Here is a 14,837-nt window from a genome sequence, read left to right on the forward strand (position 1 = left end):
ACCTTTATGTTCGATCAGCGAGACGTAAGCGCGGCTCCAAGAATCTCGCAAGCTTTAGCCAATGCGAAGCTGTTACTATTGATTTGAACCTCTGCTTAAGGCAGTCCTTGATCGACCGGTTCCATCCGATAGTCGGGGTTCGGCTTGGGCGCTGAGGAGCACCCTATCGGCACCGCGGCATCTTCAAGCTCGTGATATCCCCCGCATGGTCCGCTCATCGATCTCAAATAGAAGTTTCTGGACCCGATCACCGGAGTGTCGCCGATGGCTATGACGGCTCCAAGGCGCAATGGGAGGGCATGCTGCACGCCGCATACACGCATGTAGGATCGCGACGAAGCAGTCACGCGTCAGGAATGAGCATCTTTTACGATGTGGATCCCATAGCTTGTTGAAATCCGATCGCGCCAGAACTGCTCGTGGCGATCCACGTCCAGCGCCTTCTTCGCGTGCAGTGAGTAGAACCAGCCGCGGCCGGATGATTCAGAGCTTATGGGGCGGGGCTCAAAGAGTGGGAGTGACTTCGCCGCACCCGCGCGGCCGCAATCGTCCGTCCTCATCGGTCGGCGGACTTGCGAGGGTTACATTGTGGTGCCGGAACCAGAGCTCAGCTAGGATCGGCCAGGCTGTTTGCACCGGTGGTCGACGAAGCGATCATATTGCGCAGAAGTCATTTCGGGGGTACGGCACTAGCGCCCGCGAGCAACCCCATTTTCTTCGACAGGATGAGCAAGAGACCCGCTTCCTGCTGTCAAACGGCCGCGATCAATACGGCCCGTCCGTCTCGGCGCCGTGTCAGGGGTTGCCGGCCTCGGCGGACGAAAACGCGACCGAACTCCGTTCGGTCTCAGCTTCTTGCTCCAATTGCAGAATATGCGCTCTTAGCGCATCGGAAGTCGCTGCCGCTGTCTCGCTGAACAGCGGATCTCCATCATTGGTGAGGGCTGAAGCGATTTCGGTCCAATCCTGAGCCGAGAGAGCCTTCAGGGCGGCGGGAAAGAAATCTCGTTCTTCCCACATCATGTGGTGCCGCTCGCGTAATATAAAATCGCGTATGATATTGCCAACGTCTTGCCGAAGGAGGTCACGATCCGCGAGGATAGCGTCAATAGCTCGCGCGAAGTGGTGCAAACGGTCGATGACTTCCTGGTGTTCAAGCGCGAGATCGCCGACGATTGCAGCTGCATCCGGATCGCGAGACTTAAGCTTGGAAAAAATCAAGTCTTCCTGTGGATGATGGTACACCTCGGGGTAAACCTCGAAATAGCTGATAATGGCGCGAATGACCTCATAATCCGGGCGGATCCCTTTCTCAAAAATCTCCAATTCGCGTTGAAGAGCGACCAGAAGCAGATCAATGTTGCGATGCTCTCGAAGCAGAAGATCGATGGTCATAGCGGTGCTCCTGGAGGCACAATCTAGGCTGGAAGCGTTTCAGCCATTTGCAAGACTGCCCAAGCCGAATTCGGTGTCCTTCGCTGCGCTGCGATGTGTCGGCGCCGTTCGACGTAAAAAGTAGCGCGCTTCAATTTGAGCTGGCGTAAATCAAGTTAGCCGAAGTGTTGCACGAAGCTCCTGGGCTCCATCGTTACGCAGCACGACTCGGCCTGAGGTCGGCAGGCGATCACGCGTCCACGACGATGGGCTTGCCCACGCAAGACGGTGGTCGGATGGCGTCTCGTTTCGCTAAAACTGGCGGCCTGGGCGTGCATGGCGGACCCTATCTTGCGAATGGCGATGGGACGCAGATTGGCTGCTCCTGACGAATTGGGAAATTTGGATGTTTTCCCTAGGTAGAAACCCCTAAGTATTTACACGTAAGGCCCATGAGGAGGGCGTCTTGAATTGGGGGCGGCGCGGTCACTTGGTCTCAAACATGCTCAAATCGGATTAGAAAGCCGCATGCTGGCTTCGTCGGCCGCGTCCATGGAAACAGTCGGAAAACGCACTGCCGTACCCCTGAAGAGCTCCAGTCAGCCGAAACGTTGTCGTCCACCGCCACTTTCGGCTCACCGCAAGAGGTCTTGTTCGGCGCCTTGACTGTGATCCTCGTCAGCATCGGTCGGCCGTGGATCTGACGGGGCGGATATTGATGGTATCCTTATCGATGTAAGCTGGCATGGTCGACGTGCTTGATGATCATGCGATAGGTGCGCATGTGAACCGAGGTGGGGCCTACCCCCGGATCATAGGACTCGGCTTGCGTCACATATTGACCTGGCGCAACGGCCGGCCTGCGTGTGTTGCATCGGCAGCCGTCACCGAAAACATGATCGGCTCGGTGCGCGCGAAACCCACCGTTCGTCGTCTGGAGAGCGCAGCTTGAATGCATGAATAAGCCATTCACGCTATTTGCGCTGCTGCTAGAGTCCCGCGGTAATGGCGATCCGCATCAACTCGGACATGCTGCGGACATTGGTCTTGGCCATCAGGTTCGCACGGTAAACCTCGACTGTCCGCGGACTTATGCCGAGATCATGGGCGATCACCTTGTTAATCTTGCCGGCTAATAGTCCCTGCAGGACGTCGCGCTCGCGCGACGACAGGTCCGCGAGGCGGGCTTCCGCCTGCAGTTTCGCTGCGTCGGCTGGCTTTGTTGGCCGCGCTTTCAAAGCACTATTGATCGCACGCAATAGCACCTCCTCCTTGAACGGTTTCTCGATGAAGTCGACCGCACTCGCTTTCATCGCTTCGACTGCGAGCGATACGTCGCCATGACCAGTTATCAAGACAACGGGGCAGTCGACGCGATCGGCTTTCACTTTTCTGACCAGTTCGAGACCGCTCATACCTGGCATATGGATGTCTGACACAATGCAGTCAACCGGACCGCTTGCGACGTCATTGAGAAACTCGGTCGCCGTCTCATAAGTTGCTACGTAGAAGCCATTAACATCAAGCAGAAACGCGAGCGAGTCCCGCATAGCGGCGTCATCGTCGATCACGAGAATGCGCCGCCAAGTCATGTGTCTTCACTAAGCTCCGCAGTGTTTCTAGCAGGCCCTCTCATTGATCAACTCTACATTGTTTGCCACGAGAGGCCAGCCCGAGGCAGTCCGGGCCTCGACTCAGGCCAATCTATTGTGCAGGATGGCCGCCGCTATCCGGGCCAGATACGCCAGTGCGTTGGCTGCACGGCGACGCGTTCTCCGGTCTTTGCCTTGATCCAGCCGTCGAAAATCCAGCGGCAAGGAAAGACCACCCGGTGAATGGTATTACCCTCGATCACGGCAATCTCCAGATCCTGATCAAAGGGCGGCGCAGTTTCGAGCCGCTCCCAGGTCAGGTCACCACTAGATCCTGGATGGAGTTCATCGCTGCGGGCTGACAAATTCAGGCAACCTTCTGAACACTAGGGACGAGATCGCTTGGCCACCGCGCGAACAGGCTCAACTCAGTATAGTCCAGGCTGCGCGTGCTCTCGATGGGGTCGGCCCCGACCGGGATTTTATCGGCCATGGCGCCGTTGAACGTATCGTGCCGGGACATGATCCGCTCGCCAACCGAAATGTTAGGGTTGGCGCTGCGAAACAACTCCCGGGCTTCGGTCGAATCGATCTGGATCAGCTCAAGCCCACGGCGGTTGGTTTTCATCGCTGTTCTGTAGAAGTTAAACTGGACTGCCGCTCCCGCCATGTGGCCGGCGCCGGGACAAAGGTCGCCGTAGTCTGTCATGTCGAAACATCCTCCGTGGTGAGAAATCTCCTTGTCCCACGGCTTCAGCGCGGGGCGTTGGGTTGTGATGACGTCAGCCGCGCCCTTGCGAGTGGGACGGCATCCCCAAGCGAGAACGGGAAGACGCCGGAATTCCCATGACACCATTCGGATGGGCCTAGTTGCGCTCGGCGCCGATCATCCCGCCCGTCCGCAAGTCGATGGCGTGGACGCCATCGCATGCGGCGCAACTTATTGTGTGCAGGGCATCGGCACGCGGCTCGGGTGCGTCCGGCAGCAGTCCTTCTCGGTCGCCGGTATCTGGACATGAAGAGATGATGGGGCGCCAAGTCTTTCTGTCTGCCATGTGTCTGACCTTCGACTGGAAACTCACTTCTATCAGTAGGAAGTCGCCGCAGAATTGATACAGGTCAAAAGAGCTGACACGCGTCCAGAACGGCCAAGCTCGAGCGGCCGCTGCGAGCCGGACAGGCCCGCGTTGGTAGGCGACATGTCCCAACTCGGGCGGTCCGCCAGGGCCTCGCGTTGGTCTGCAACACGCCAGCGTGTAGCTGGGTTGATTTGAGGCGCACCGCTCGCGGTGGGCCGCGACAGCATTTGTCCTCAATGCTGCGATAGCCGGCAAGCAGATAGTCAATTGATCGCTCGCTTGGCATTGTCGGTAGCCTTGCCGGCGCTGATCCAAGCGATGTCTTTGGTGCTGAAGGCCGGAATCTTCGGTTTATCGAAACGTCGGCTGCGACAAGCCTGATCATCGGCTTTGCTGTCGGGGCGGCAGGGTGGACCGTCAGAGGGTCGGAGCGGTTCGCCTTATTGGCCCACGATCACTTCGCGTAGGTCTCGCCGTCGATAGCCCTGGCCGGCGGCACGCCTCAGAAATGCCTCTGCCCGGTCATCGGCGCAATGACCTGGTGTTTGCGGCAATGCCTCGTGAGGCACCAAATATCGCCTGTAAGGTTCGCGCCGTCTCGAGCCTCCATATTGCCAGCGGTTGAGTATGGGATCGATAGAGATCAATAGCCGGCATCTCGGGCGTGACGGCGCATGCTGCTCTCAATCCTCTCTTCAAGACATTCCCCGATTCATCGGGCCCCCAATTGTTCGGTCTCGAGCGCTTGAGCAGACCAGAAGACGCTGTCCCTCGGCTCAAACAGAGTGCGATCTGCCAAGCCAGACAGATAGAGATCGCGTGGTTTGCGGGACAACAGGAGCGCTCGGGCCGCGCTGCCGAAGTCTCGATCTTATCTTGACGCAGCAGCGGACAACCACTTGGGGATGCTGCTTGAGGCAGATCAAATACTCTTGAAGCGTCAATGGCAGAATGGTGGATAAGCAAACCCATAAGAAGAGGGTGCCATGCCTTCATTTAACGTTCGGTTCATCAAGACCGTTTGTGACGATACCGGACACGAACATCGTGCCTGTGAGGCAGCGTTTAAGATCGATGCCGCCTCGCTAAGTGCTGCTGCAAAGCAGGCGGAGACCGATTTCTGCAAGCAAAAGAGTGTCCGCGATTGGACAGTCTTCGCCGATGTGATAGAGCTTCGAACCCCGCCTGCATTTCCGCCGGCATCGGCTGGTTAGCTTGACTTTGGCAAGGAAAGTCTGCGAATTGAATTTTGGGGTCAATCTGTAATCTAAGCGTGATCCCGGACAGGGGCGTGCCGACCGTTTCGAGAGAACACCTGGTGATGCTGTCGTCAGTTCGGCGGGCACCCAGTTGTCTCACGATAAGCGGACCTCGCTGGAGGGTTCGCCGCCTGCCGTTCAATTGGCTCTGCAGCGCTCCGCCAAGCACCGTACCGGCAGGGCCATCCGGATCGAAGGATCTCCCACAAATCGGTCTTGTTTGATCGAATGCCAAAAGCAAGTTTGCCTCCGGCCGCTATGGCTGTTTCGAAGGGTATGCCTGATTGACCATTCTGCACACATAGCTTGACGGTTTAGGCATCTTCTCAGCCGGTTACGCGCGAGCCTGTCCCAGACATCCGAACCGGCTCACTTGAGCCCGTAGGACATCGATGCGATCGCACGTGAGCTTAATCTGTCCGCATCCGCGTTTCGAACCATGGCGCAAAGACCGGGCTCTCCTGAACTCTTAAGCAAGCGCCTCGCACTTGCCGGTTTTTCCGAGAATACGCTTGCTGCCGCCATCGAGACGTATTGCGCGATCTGCAACGCGTGTGCGGCCTGTGTCAGACCGAAGTCCGCTGCGCGGCCGACCTCGAGAGGCACAACCATGCAAGTCCGCGCAAAGAGTGCCCGAACGAACAGACCCTGCGCGCTCGCTTGTGAGATATCCTCCGGCTGCGCTTTCGCGATTGATCGCGCTCAATCAGTTCCTCACCGAAGATCTTGACTCCTGAGCATGCCCACATTCAAAGAAGGCCGGCACAGGACAAGCCTAGCGCCGCCTCGAAATCCACGACATCTGTGAAGCAGTCTTTATGTCAATATTTCGCTGTTTCCGCCTACGTTTTCTTCTTTGCCGCAGCGATGGGACAGGATCCGGCGTTTGCCTTCTGCGATTGCTGGCTTGCGCCGCCAGCCTGGCCGCGCCGCCGTCATCCTCAATCGCCGCTATGAATGGCCGGCGCGGCTACCGCCAGCGGAGATCAAAGCTCGGCCGAACTACAGTTCGGTCCGATCAAATTCGCCTCGGCGACGGCGATGTGGCCGCTGCGTGACAAGGACGACAATATTCTCAAATACGCGGACGGTCATTATCGTGTCGATCTGACGAGGCCCCGACAAGTGGATCTGTTAGCGACAATAAGGCGTGCGAAGCTCCTGTGTTCTCGGCGATGCGGAGCACCTAAAGGAGCAGCGGAATTGCGCCCTGCACGCTCAAGTGCTGGCGACATCCGGAGAAAACTCGCGTAGAGCTCTTAATCGCGACTGTTGCTTCGATGTCACCAAATATGTGAGCCGGCGATCTACGCTCGTGTCAAACGAGGGACGACATGTTTGATATTTATTTGAACGGAAGGCGCGATCTTTTGGTCGTTCCGCGAGGCTTTGCGATCCCCGCGGGGTTGGACGGCAATTGGAAGCGAAAGAAGCGGGCGGTGCGTTCAGTGAGCGATGTCATTCGCCAAGATGTCCAACAGCGCGGTTACCACCGACGTAGTTTGATCTCAAATCGGTCGGAGACCGCAGTTGATACATCGTCTCAAACGTAGCCAAAGCGGCTATCTCCGCTGACCCATTCTTCGAAACACTATGGGCAGAAAGTATGACCGAACTTATACGTTGACGTGAGTTCCGATGATTGCCTCTTTTTTACGGTCGTCGCTTCGAAAAAAATGTGTTACAGGCGCTCCTCTCAGAGAGGAGCATTCATCGTGAAAAAGGCAACCAAGAAACGCGTTAAGCGGCGCGAGTGGACGAAGGCAGATATCAAAGAGCTCAAGGTCCATTCGAAGGCTCGGACCCCGGTCATAAAACTAGCCAAAATGACCAAGCGCAGCGAAGGTGCGCTACGCCAGAAGGCCCTAAATCTCGGAATCGGACTCGGGCATCAGCGGTAATTGTGAGCAACGCTGGCTAGTGGCCCAGCAGGGCGGCTCGCGGGCCGCCCTCGCCGTCCATAGAAACTTTTGTCGCACATTCGCTTTGCCCGACCCGCGCTGAGAGAGTTTTTCACGCACGTGCTGGATGCCTTCAATGTCGCGGAACGTGCTCCAGCGCCTCCTCATGTTTGATCAAGTTTCTTGGAAGCCTGTTTTCGACAGCCGCTTGCGATGTATGATCGCGAGTGAAGAGATAGTCTTAGCCATGGCCCTATCTCGAAGATGAAACCCCGAGACACTCGGCCCCGGAACGCATGCGATGGGGCCACAACGGCGCGTTAGTTCGAGAAGCTGATCAGTCTCAGAGGAACTCTTGTAGGGGCCGAATCTAGCATCCATTCGGCCAGCAGCTTCTTCAGCTTCGGCGAGGCAGTCTTGGCCGCGCTGGGCCGAACACATCGGCTGATCGCTTTAGCCAAATGGAAACAACTCGCGAATGGGCATCCTCGAAGCTCATGCAAGGCTAAAGTTTGGGCGTAAGCGGACCTCGCCGGGCCTGTTCGCTAGCTCGAGCTCCGAGGCGATATGGCGCGCTCAACAGCAATTGAAAAAGCGCTCTGTTGGCTTGATAGATGGCGGCGGAGCGGTTACGTCCTGAACCCGTCATCACTTGACCGCCTTCGGCGTTGTGAACGGACCACAACCACCTTCGACCGCGCTGCTTCAAGACATATTCGAACGATGGCAGACTCATGTTAGCGAGCTCCATTTCTGACAGTCGTGCGTTTAATCTTCTGAATGCCAGCGCGGGCCCTTTCCAGGCGAAGCCTCACCGCAGCAGCCTTGGCAATGAACTCGCTTGATCGGTCAACGCCGCTTTCATCAAAAGCGAGCTCATCCAGCGCCGCCTGTCGTGGCTCCAAATCGCGACATGCTTGCGCGTTTTGGCCGTCAGCGACATCTGTCCGATCCGGGCATGGTTTGCGGAGGACTTATGCCGCAGCAAACCGCTTCTAGCAGCTTTGAGCGGGTTGTCACGAAGGAAGGGCCGACGTGCATCAATCGTGACATCAGGTTGCCCGGTACACCCTTTTCTCTGCCCAAATAGGTCACAGCCATCAGGATCGTCCACCGTGGCCGAGTGATGCCCATCACATCTAATTTGGCAAGTGCTTCGAGACGCGCACGGATCGATCTGATCTCCCACATGAATGACCGGACGATCTCGTCTCCGTCAGTAGAGATGCGGCCAAGCGTGCTTGGTGGATCAGTTAGATCCGCAGGCATCTTAAGTCAGGTTCCATCGTTTACAAGCCTCCTTAGCGCCGATCAGGGGAGGGCAGCGCTCAAAAAGCAGGCAAATCAAACACTTGATATAGTTCGGAAGGATAGGCTGGTGAACAACAGGCTGGCCGGAGCTATGGCTCAGTGTCTTGGCAGACCAAGGGCAGCATTCACGGTGCGTCGGCAGCGATACGCGCTGACAAGATTGCTGCACCTTGCCACGTGAGATGTCCGCGACATCATCTGCCTTCTTTGCCGCGCTCGCCGAGCTGTCGGCTCTTTTGCCGAACTTCTTTGGTGTATGCCGAGCATCAGAGAGGTGCATGTCGCATTTACGGTCTTCAATGCCTCGGCAACAGGCAGCTGTGATTATGCGTAATAACCCATGTGCCGTGGGCGGTCTTGCAAACGTCCGTATAGTTCGTTCCGACCTTCCCATATCCGCAATCAATCTTCGTGTACTTGAGCTGGCTCGTGACTTCGTTTCAACTGTCGAGCAATCGAGGGAGCGATTGGGGTGTCCTCCTGTGATCCAGCCGATCGGTCGAACTGAGCGGGTTCTCAAGTCATGAGTGGCAGACAAAATTCTTGTCGTTTTAGCGCTTTGCGGCTAGCTTTGCGTCGCTCAATCGAGCGAGCGCCTACGGGGTGTGTTTTTCAAGCACGAGCGTCTGGCCGATGAGCGGACGTTTTGGCCGTTCGCCTGCGGTGTGCTTTCTCCTCGGTCTTCCACGATCTGGGACGACACTCGTGGCGCATTTGCTCCAGCACCATCCAGACATTGTGGCTCCGCCTGAACCCTGGTTGATGCTGGCGCTTGAAGCATTTGGCAGGGTGGATCAGCGCCATCCGGCGGGTAGCTCACTGATTGAGGCCGCGACCTCTGAATTCCTCGGGCGCATAGATCGCGCGATCCCCAGCCGCGCTTTTGCCGATGCAGCATATGATCAGTATCTGGCACAAGCGGGCAAGCGCATCATCCTAGACAAGACACCACGCTATTGGATGGCGCTTGAGTTTCTTGAATTTGTCTATCCAGAAGCGCCACACATCCTTCTGATGCGCAATCCCTATGCCATCGCGGCTTCACTGAAATCGACGTGGGGCGTCCCACTGCGGGCAGAAATCTCGCATCCGGTCAGCGTTTCCAGTCTCACGGATCTCATGCTCCGTCTGCCCGACGGCATCATAACTTCACTCGCCGATTTGGTTCTTGGCCTTCCCAAGCTCGCCGCGCACCGCGCTCGCCCGCACACACAGTTCGTGCAATACGAACTCCTCGTGGCGCATCCGGACGAGGAAATCCGGCGTCTGTTGGCGGGGCTCGGCTGTGATCCAGCGGCCGTCGCATCGGCGGGGATGAGACAAGCGGATTATCTTCGATCGAGCAGCTTCGGAGACCGAAAAATCTTGGAACGAAACGCCGTCGACCAAAGCTCTGTCAAGGCATGGCAAGCTCAATTGAGCGTCGAAGAGATGCAAACCGTGACCGATCTTGTAGGCGCCGAGCTTTTGCTAGAACTCGGATATGAGCAGGAACTGGTACATGCACAGCAAGCCGGAGTCCTGGATAGGGGAGGGGAGGTAACTGAACTTTATCGTCAGATATTCCGAACCTGGTGGGATTTGCGAAGTACCAAGGCGGGAGCATTATCCGGCTTATCTGACGCCGGAGAGCCGGTCCACGGGATGGCTGCCCAGTTGCAACAGACGCTGTTAGCGTCAGAAGCTGATCGAGCTGCGGGGCTGGATGGCATTCGCAACCGCGACGTGGCTATCGAGATGTTGCGAGGCGAAGTCGCGCGGCTTGAGCGGATCCTCAAGATCCCCTAGGGGATCTGAATGCTTGCGAACAAAACACGCTGGCTGATTTAGCCAAGATCCTTAAACCCGCACGAGGCTGATCCCCCGATCAGGTGTGACGCAGGCGCCGGCCGCACCAGCGGCGGAATGCGATATGCTCCCGCATCTGCAAGTCTGGTGTCCAGCGGGGCTTAAGCTCATCGAGAGCCCATGCGTCTTAGCCGGCCGTTTCCGCCCGCGGGTATTCCCACTCTACGCTGGAGCCAAAGAACGGCGAAGAACAGAGATCCTGCATCGAAAAGAAGACATATGCTACCGAAACATCTGCGCCGCCTCGAAGCTGAATCGATTGAAATTATGCGTGATGTGGTCGCCGAGTTCAAAAGGCCGGTCATGCTTTACTCGATCGGAAAAGACTCAAGCGTAATGCTGCACATTGCAATCAAGGCGTTCTATCCGGCAAAATTGCCTTTTCCCCTGCTTCACGTTGATACGACCTGGAAGTTCCGCGAGATGATCAGTTTCCGGGACGCGACAGCCAGGCGACTCGGCCTCGACCTGATCGTCCATGTCAACAAGGAGGGCCTCGCGCGCGGGATCAATCCGATCGATTCCGGCTCCGCGCTTCATACCCAGGTGATGAAGACCGACGCGCTGAAGCAGGCGCTCGACCTCCATGGATTTGATGCCGCCTTTGGCGGAGCCCGGCGCGATGAGGAAAAGAGTCGCGCAAAAGAACGGATACTCTCCTTCCGTTCGGCCGGACACGTATGGGACCCCCGTAACCAGCGGCCGGAGCTCTGGAGCCTGTTCAACACACGGATCCGCCAGGGCGAAACCATGCGCGTGTTTGCGATGTCAAACTGGACCGAGCTCGAAGTGTGGGAATACATCATGATCGAGAAGATTCCGGTCGTTCCGCTCTACTTCGCAAAACAAAGACCGATAGTGCGTCGAAATGGTGCGACGATCATGGTCGATGACCAGCGATTGCCCCTTAACCGCGATGAGACGCCGGAAATGCGGATGATCCGCTTTCGCACGCTTGGATGTTATCCTTTGAGCGGAGCTATTGAATCCGATGCGACGACGATCGAAGATATCGTCGCGGAAATGCAGACTACGACTGTGTCCGAGCGCCAGGGCCGCCTAATTGATACCGACGAAGCCGCTTCAATGGAGAAGAAGAAGCGGGAAGGCTACTTTTGATGTTTACGAATCCGACAACGGAACCGGTCCCGGCCAGGACAAAGGATCAGCTGCGATTCATCACATGTGGCTCGGTGGACGACGGCAAATCGACGCTGATCGGCCGATTACTGCACGACAGCAAGATGATCTATCACGATCAGCTCACGGCGCTGGAACGCGACAGCGTCAAGCACGGTAGCACCGGCAATGACATCGACTTCGCGCTGCTCGTGGATGGGCTGGAGGCCGAACGGGAGCAGGGCATCACGATCGACGTCGCCTACCGCTTCTTCACGACGCCGCGGCGCTCCTTCATGGTGGCCGACACTCCCGGCCACGAGCAGTATACCCGCAATATGGCTACCGGCGCCTCGCATGCCCAGCTCGCCATCATCCTGATCGATGCCCGCAAAGGCGTGATGGTTCAGACCCGCCGCCACTCCTTTATCTGCTCGCTGCTCGGTATTCGTCATGTCGTGCTGGCAGTGAACAAGATCGATCTTGTCGCATATAACAAAGAGTGCTTCGATCGGATCGCCCGTGACTATCTGGCCTTTGCCGCCGGTCTCAGCTTCACCTCGATCGTTCCGATCCCGATCTCGGCCCGCTACGGCGACAACGTCGTGGACCGCTCCGCTCATGCCAACTGGTATCATGGTCCCTGCCTGCTCGAGCATTTGGAGAGCATTGACATCCAGTCCGGCACCGCAAGCCAGGCTTTCCGCTTTCCGGTCCAATGGGTAAACCGGCCAAACCCGGATTTTCGGGGCTATGCCGGGTCGATTGCTTCCGGGAGGATCTCGACAGGAGACGAGATCGTTGTCGCTGCGTCGGGGCGGACCACGCGCGTCAAGCGGATCGTGACCCACGATGGCGACCTTGTCGCCGCCGAAGCCGAGGATGCGGTTACCATTACACTGGAAGACGAAATCGATATCAGTCGTGGCGACATTTTGTCGCGACCGGACGACCGACCGAAGGTGGCCGACCAGCTTGCCGCTTATGTGATCTGGATGGACAGGGAGCCGCTCGCTCCCGGACGCAATTACGTCCTGCGGATTGGATCGCAGACGATTTCCGGCAGCATTACCGCAATTAGGCATCGAATCGACGTCAACACTTGTGAGCATCTGGCCGCCGGGACGCTTTCCCTCAACGAGATCGCCTTCTGCGATGTTGTGACCGCAACGCCCGCAGTATTCGATCCTTACGACCTCAATCGAAAGACCGGATCATTCATCGTCATCGATCGTTACACGAATCGTACGGTCGGGGCCGGCATGATTGCCTTTCCGCTACGGCGGGCCACCAATATTGCTAGGCAAGCGCTATCCGTGCACAGGATGGAGCGCGCCGCGCTTAAGAATCAGAAGCCTTGCGTCATCTGGTTCACTGGCCTGTCTGGCGCGGGAAAGTCGACGATTGCCAACCTCGTTGATCAAAAGCTGTTTGCGATGTCGCGGCATACCATGCTTTTGGATGGCGACAACCTCCGGCACGGATTGAACGCGGACCTCGGCTTCTCGGAGACCGACCGCGTGGAGAACATCCGGCGCGTCGGCGAAGTTGCCAAGTTGATGGCGGACAGCGGCTTGATCGTGATCTGCTCGTTCATTTCGCCCACTAGGGCCGAGCGGGACAGGGTGCGCAGCCTGGTTGGCAAGGAAGAGTTCATAGAAGTCTTTGTCGATACGCCGCTCGAGGAATGCGCGCGGCGAGACCCAAAAGGCCTGTATTCAAAGGTGAAATCCGGCAAGATCAAGAACTTCACCGGCATCGATTCGTGCTACGAAGCACCAGCAACACCGGAGGTTCATCTCAGGACCATGGAGCAGACCCTAGAGCATTCAGCGGAAGCGGTGGTGGATATCTTGATGGCGCGCTCTATTCTTGATGGTTAGAGGTACCTCGCGTCACACCATCGATTCGCACAATATCCCGCAGGCCTGGCCAAGGCGATCCAGCTCAGGCGAGCCGGCGATCGGACTTTTGGCTCTAAAGGAACAAAATGGTCTCATCCACTCGTCGATTGCCCGCTTCCGGTTATGTGCTCGAAGTGGATGGTCAATTCAAAACCGAGTACGCGAGCAGAGATGGAGCATGGGCGGGAGCGGAGGAGCTCAAGAAACGCCGTCCCATGCTCCAGATCAGAATCTACGATGCGACAACAAAGGCCAGAGAAGAAGTCCGGCTTCCTGTAAGTTAACTTTTTGCTTGGCGCTTCTTGTTGGGTGTGCGGCCAGCGACACGCCGAGCTCCCGTTAAAGCCGAGCCGGGCAGCGTCTCGGCCGGCTTCGATCTCTCGCGCAGTATGAGGGACTTCGGTTTCCGGGCCTGGCCGCATCCGGCGAGCGGGCACTTGCTTTCCAGTATGTTGACCAATCCGAAACTTGGAAGTCGACCACGACTCCCTCCTGTCGCGGCCATGCCGGCTTTCGGCAAGCTTGCTTCCTTTTGGCGCGCCGCTCGACGGCGGACAACATCTGCCTACGCCCGCGCCTTCGCATCGCGAGACAAGCAGCCGCGAACCTTAGCCATCCCCGCTGCGCTAAGGACCCTGCGCCGCGCTTCGGGTTCTGCTCCCTTCCGCCTGCCGTCGTTGATCCGCCATGAAGGCGGCCATGGCGCGGCCGAAAAGGCAAGCGAGCTCATCCATGGCAAGCGACAGGACGATCTCTTGATGATCTGCTCTGGTCAACCGTCAACGTGTTCGACTGCGGGGTAGACCGCGTCGAACGCGAGCTCGGCATCAACGAGCAGGCGCTGCAGAGGGGCCAACGGAGCAGAACGGCTGGAGGTGGGATTCGTCGAACCAGAGCGCCTCACTGCAGAGGTACTTGCGCTCATTGAGTACTGGAGGCGATGGAACTCCGTTCACCCCTGGGGCTTACGGTTTAGACCAGCCATCGACCGCGGCACGCTCGCCACGGCGCTGATTGTCCGTGAGACGTTCTCGCCGCGAAGCGGCGTGCAGAACCGAGAGATGCTGCCAGCCTAACGACCGTGCTGACCGAGGGACACGTGGCACTCATCTGAACTCGACCTGGTCGTAGCAAATCAGGACGACATGTTCTGCGTCACGCCGCCTCCCGAAAGGTCTCGAACTGTTCGTTGCTAAAGGGACCGCAATCGCAAGGTCGCTCAGATTACCTTCAAGCCGGACTCGACCACAGCCTGCCAAGGGCGCTTCATTCAAGCGCAACGACACCTGACAGCGGTGCTCATGTGCGACGAGGCGTACACTTTCCAGGTGCCAGCCATCCAGGAGGGTCTCGGCGGCATGACGGAGAAGCTCGGTACCTCCATCTGCGGTATGGCGAGGAGCGTACGTGAACGGGAAGACCGGGCCATCATTACCTGCTGGTATGCGGT

General features: G+C 57.6%; 10 protein-coding genes. 6 read left to right on the top strand and 4 right to left on the bottom strand.

Going from position 1 to position 14,837, the window contains the following annotated elements:
• Positions 1-795 precede the first annotated feature (795 nt).
• Complete coding sequence (locus HZZ13_RS14295; RefSeq protein ID WP_197960214.1) at positions 796-1,395, bottom strand: hemerythrin domain-containing protein; 600 nt, start codon at positions 1,393-1,395, stop codon at positions 796-798.
• A 968-nt stretch (positions 1,396-2,363) separates the two neighbouring features.
• Positions 2,364-2,966 (bottom strand): response regulator FixJ, encoded by a 603-nt coding sequence (gene fixJ / locus HZZ13_RS14300; RefSeq protein ID WP_197960215.1) that lies wholly within the window; start codon positions 2,964-2,966, stop codon positions 2,364-2,366.
• 155 nt (positions 2,967-3,121) lie between these two features.
• On the opposite strand from fixJ, the gene HZZ13_RS14305 reads away from it, so the two are divergent.
• Positions 3,122-3,328: a hypothetical protein gene (locus HZZ13_RS14305; RefSeq protein WP_197960216.1), complete on the top strand. Its 207-nt coding sequence runs from the start codon at positions 3,122-3,124 to the stop codon at positions 3,326-3,328.
• A 5-nt stretch (positions 3,329-3,333) separates the two neighbouring features.
• Here the strand turns inward: HZZ13_RS14305 and HZZ13_RS14310 are convergent, their stop codons facing one another.
• Positions 3,334-3,675: a hypothetical protein gene (locus HZZ13_RS14310; RefSeq protein WP_197960217.1), complete on the bottom strand. Its 342-nt coding sequence runs from the start codon at positions 3,673-3,675 to the stop codon at positions 3,334-3,336.
• Between the two features lie 1,356 nt (positions 3,676-5,031).
• Here HZZ13_RS14310 and HZZ13_RS14315 point away from each other — a divergent pair.
• The gene (locus HZZ13_RS14315; protein ID WP_197960218.1) at positions 5,032-5,259 is read left to right on the top strand and encodes a hypothetical protein; all 228 of its coding nucleotides are present in this window, start codon (positions 5,032-5,034) and stop codon (positions 5,257-5,259) included.
• A gap of 1,760 nt (positions 5,260-7,019) precedes the next feature.
• On the top strand, positions 7,020-7,205 hold the full coding sequence (locus HZZ13_RS14320) for a hypothetical protein (protein ID WP_197960219.1): 186 nt from the start codon (positions 7,020-7,022) through the stop codon (positions 7,203-7,205).
• Between the two features lie 811 nt (positions 7,206-8,016).
• Here HZZ13_RS14320 and HZZ13_RS37205 read toward each other — a convergent pair.
• On the bottom strand, positions 8,017-8,148 hold the full coding sequence (locus HZZ13_RS37205; RefSeq protein ID WP_283817156.1) for a hypothetical protein: 132 nt from the start codon (positions 8,146-8,148) through the stop codon (positions 8,017-8,019).
• 1,073 nt (positions 8,149-9,221) lie between these two features.
• Here HZZ13_RS37205 and noeE point away from each other — a divergent pair.
• The 3 genes from noeE to cysN all read left to right on the top strand — a co-directional run bounded on the left by noeE (position 9,222) and on the right by cysN (position 13,366).
• Positions 9,222-10,304 carry a nodulation protein NoeE gene (gene noeE, locus HZZ13_RS14325; protein ID WP_311972641.1) on the top strand — a complete coding sequence of 361 codons (1,083 nt, stop codon included), beginning with the start codon at positions 9,222-9,224 and terminating at the stop codon, positions 10,302-10,304.
• 180 nt (positions 10,305-10,484) lie between these two features.
• Positions 10,485-11,483, top strand: coding sequence for a sulfate adenylyltransferase subunit CysD (gene cysD / locus HZZ13_RS14330; protein WP_376707039.1), 999 nt, complete (start codon positions 10,485-10,487; stop codon positions 11,481-11,483).
• Complete coding sequence (gene cysN / locus HZZ13_RS14335) at positions 11,483-13,366, top strand: sulfate adenylyltransferase subunit CysN (RefSeq protein WP_197960222.1); 1,884 nt, start codon at positions 11,483-11,485, stop codon at positions 13,364-13,366. The genes cysD and cysN overlap by 1 nt, the downstream gene beginning before the upstream one ends.
• Positions 13,367-14,837 lie beyond the last annotated feature (1,471 nt).

Source organism: Bradyrhizobium agreste, from assembly GCF_016031625.1.
Classification (GTDB): domain Bacteria; phylum Pseudomonadota; class Alphaproteobacteria; order Rhizobiales; family Xanthobacteraceae; genus Bradyrhizobium; species Bradyrhizobium agreste.

Coding starts and splice junctions, on each gene's coding strand:
- HZZ13_RS14310 (WP_197960217.1), bottom strand. CDS start 3,675: ATGACAGACTACGGCGACCTTTGTCCCGGCGCCGGCCACATGGCGGGA.
- HZZ13_RS37205 (WP_283817156.1), bottom strand. CDS start 8,148: ATGTCGCTGACGGCCAAAACGCGCAAGCATGTCGCGATTTGGAGCCAC.
- cysN (WP_197960222.1), top strand. CDS start 11,483: ATGTTTACGAATCCGACAACGGAACCGGTCCCGGCCAGGACAAAGGAT.
- fixJ (WP_197960215.1), bottom strand. CDS start 2,966: ATGACTTGGCGGCGCATTCTCGTGATCGACGATGACGCCGCTATGCGG.
- HZZ13_RS14295 (WP_197960214.1), bottom strand. CDS start 1,395: ATGACCATCGATCTTCTGCTTCGAGAGCATCGCAACATTGATCTGCTT.
- HZZ13_RS14315 (WP_197960218.1), top strand. CDS start 5,032: ATGCCTTCATTTAACGTTCGGTTCATCAAGACCGTTTGTGACGATACC.
- cysD (WP_376707039.1), top strand. CDS start 10,485: ATGCGTCTTAGCCGGCCGTTTCCGCCCGCGGGTATTCCCACTCTACGC.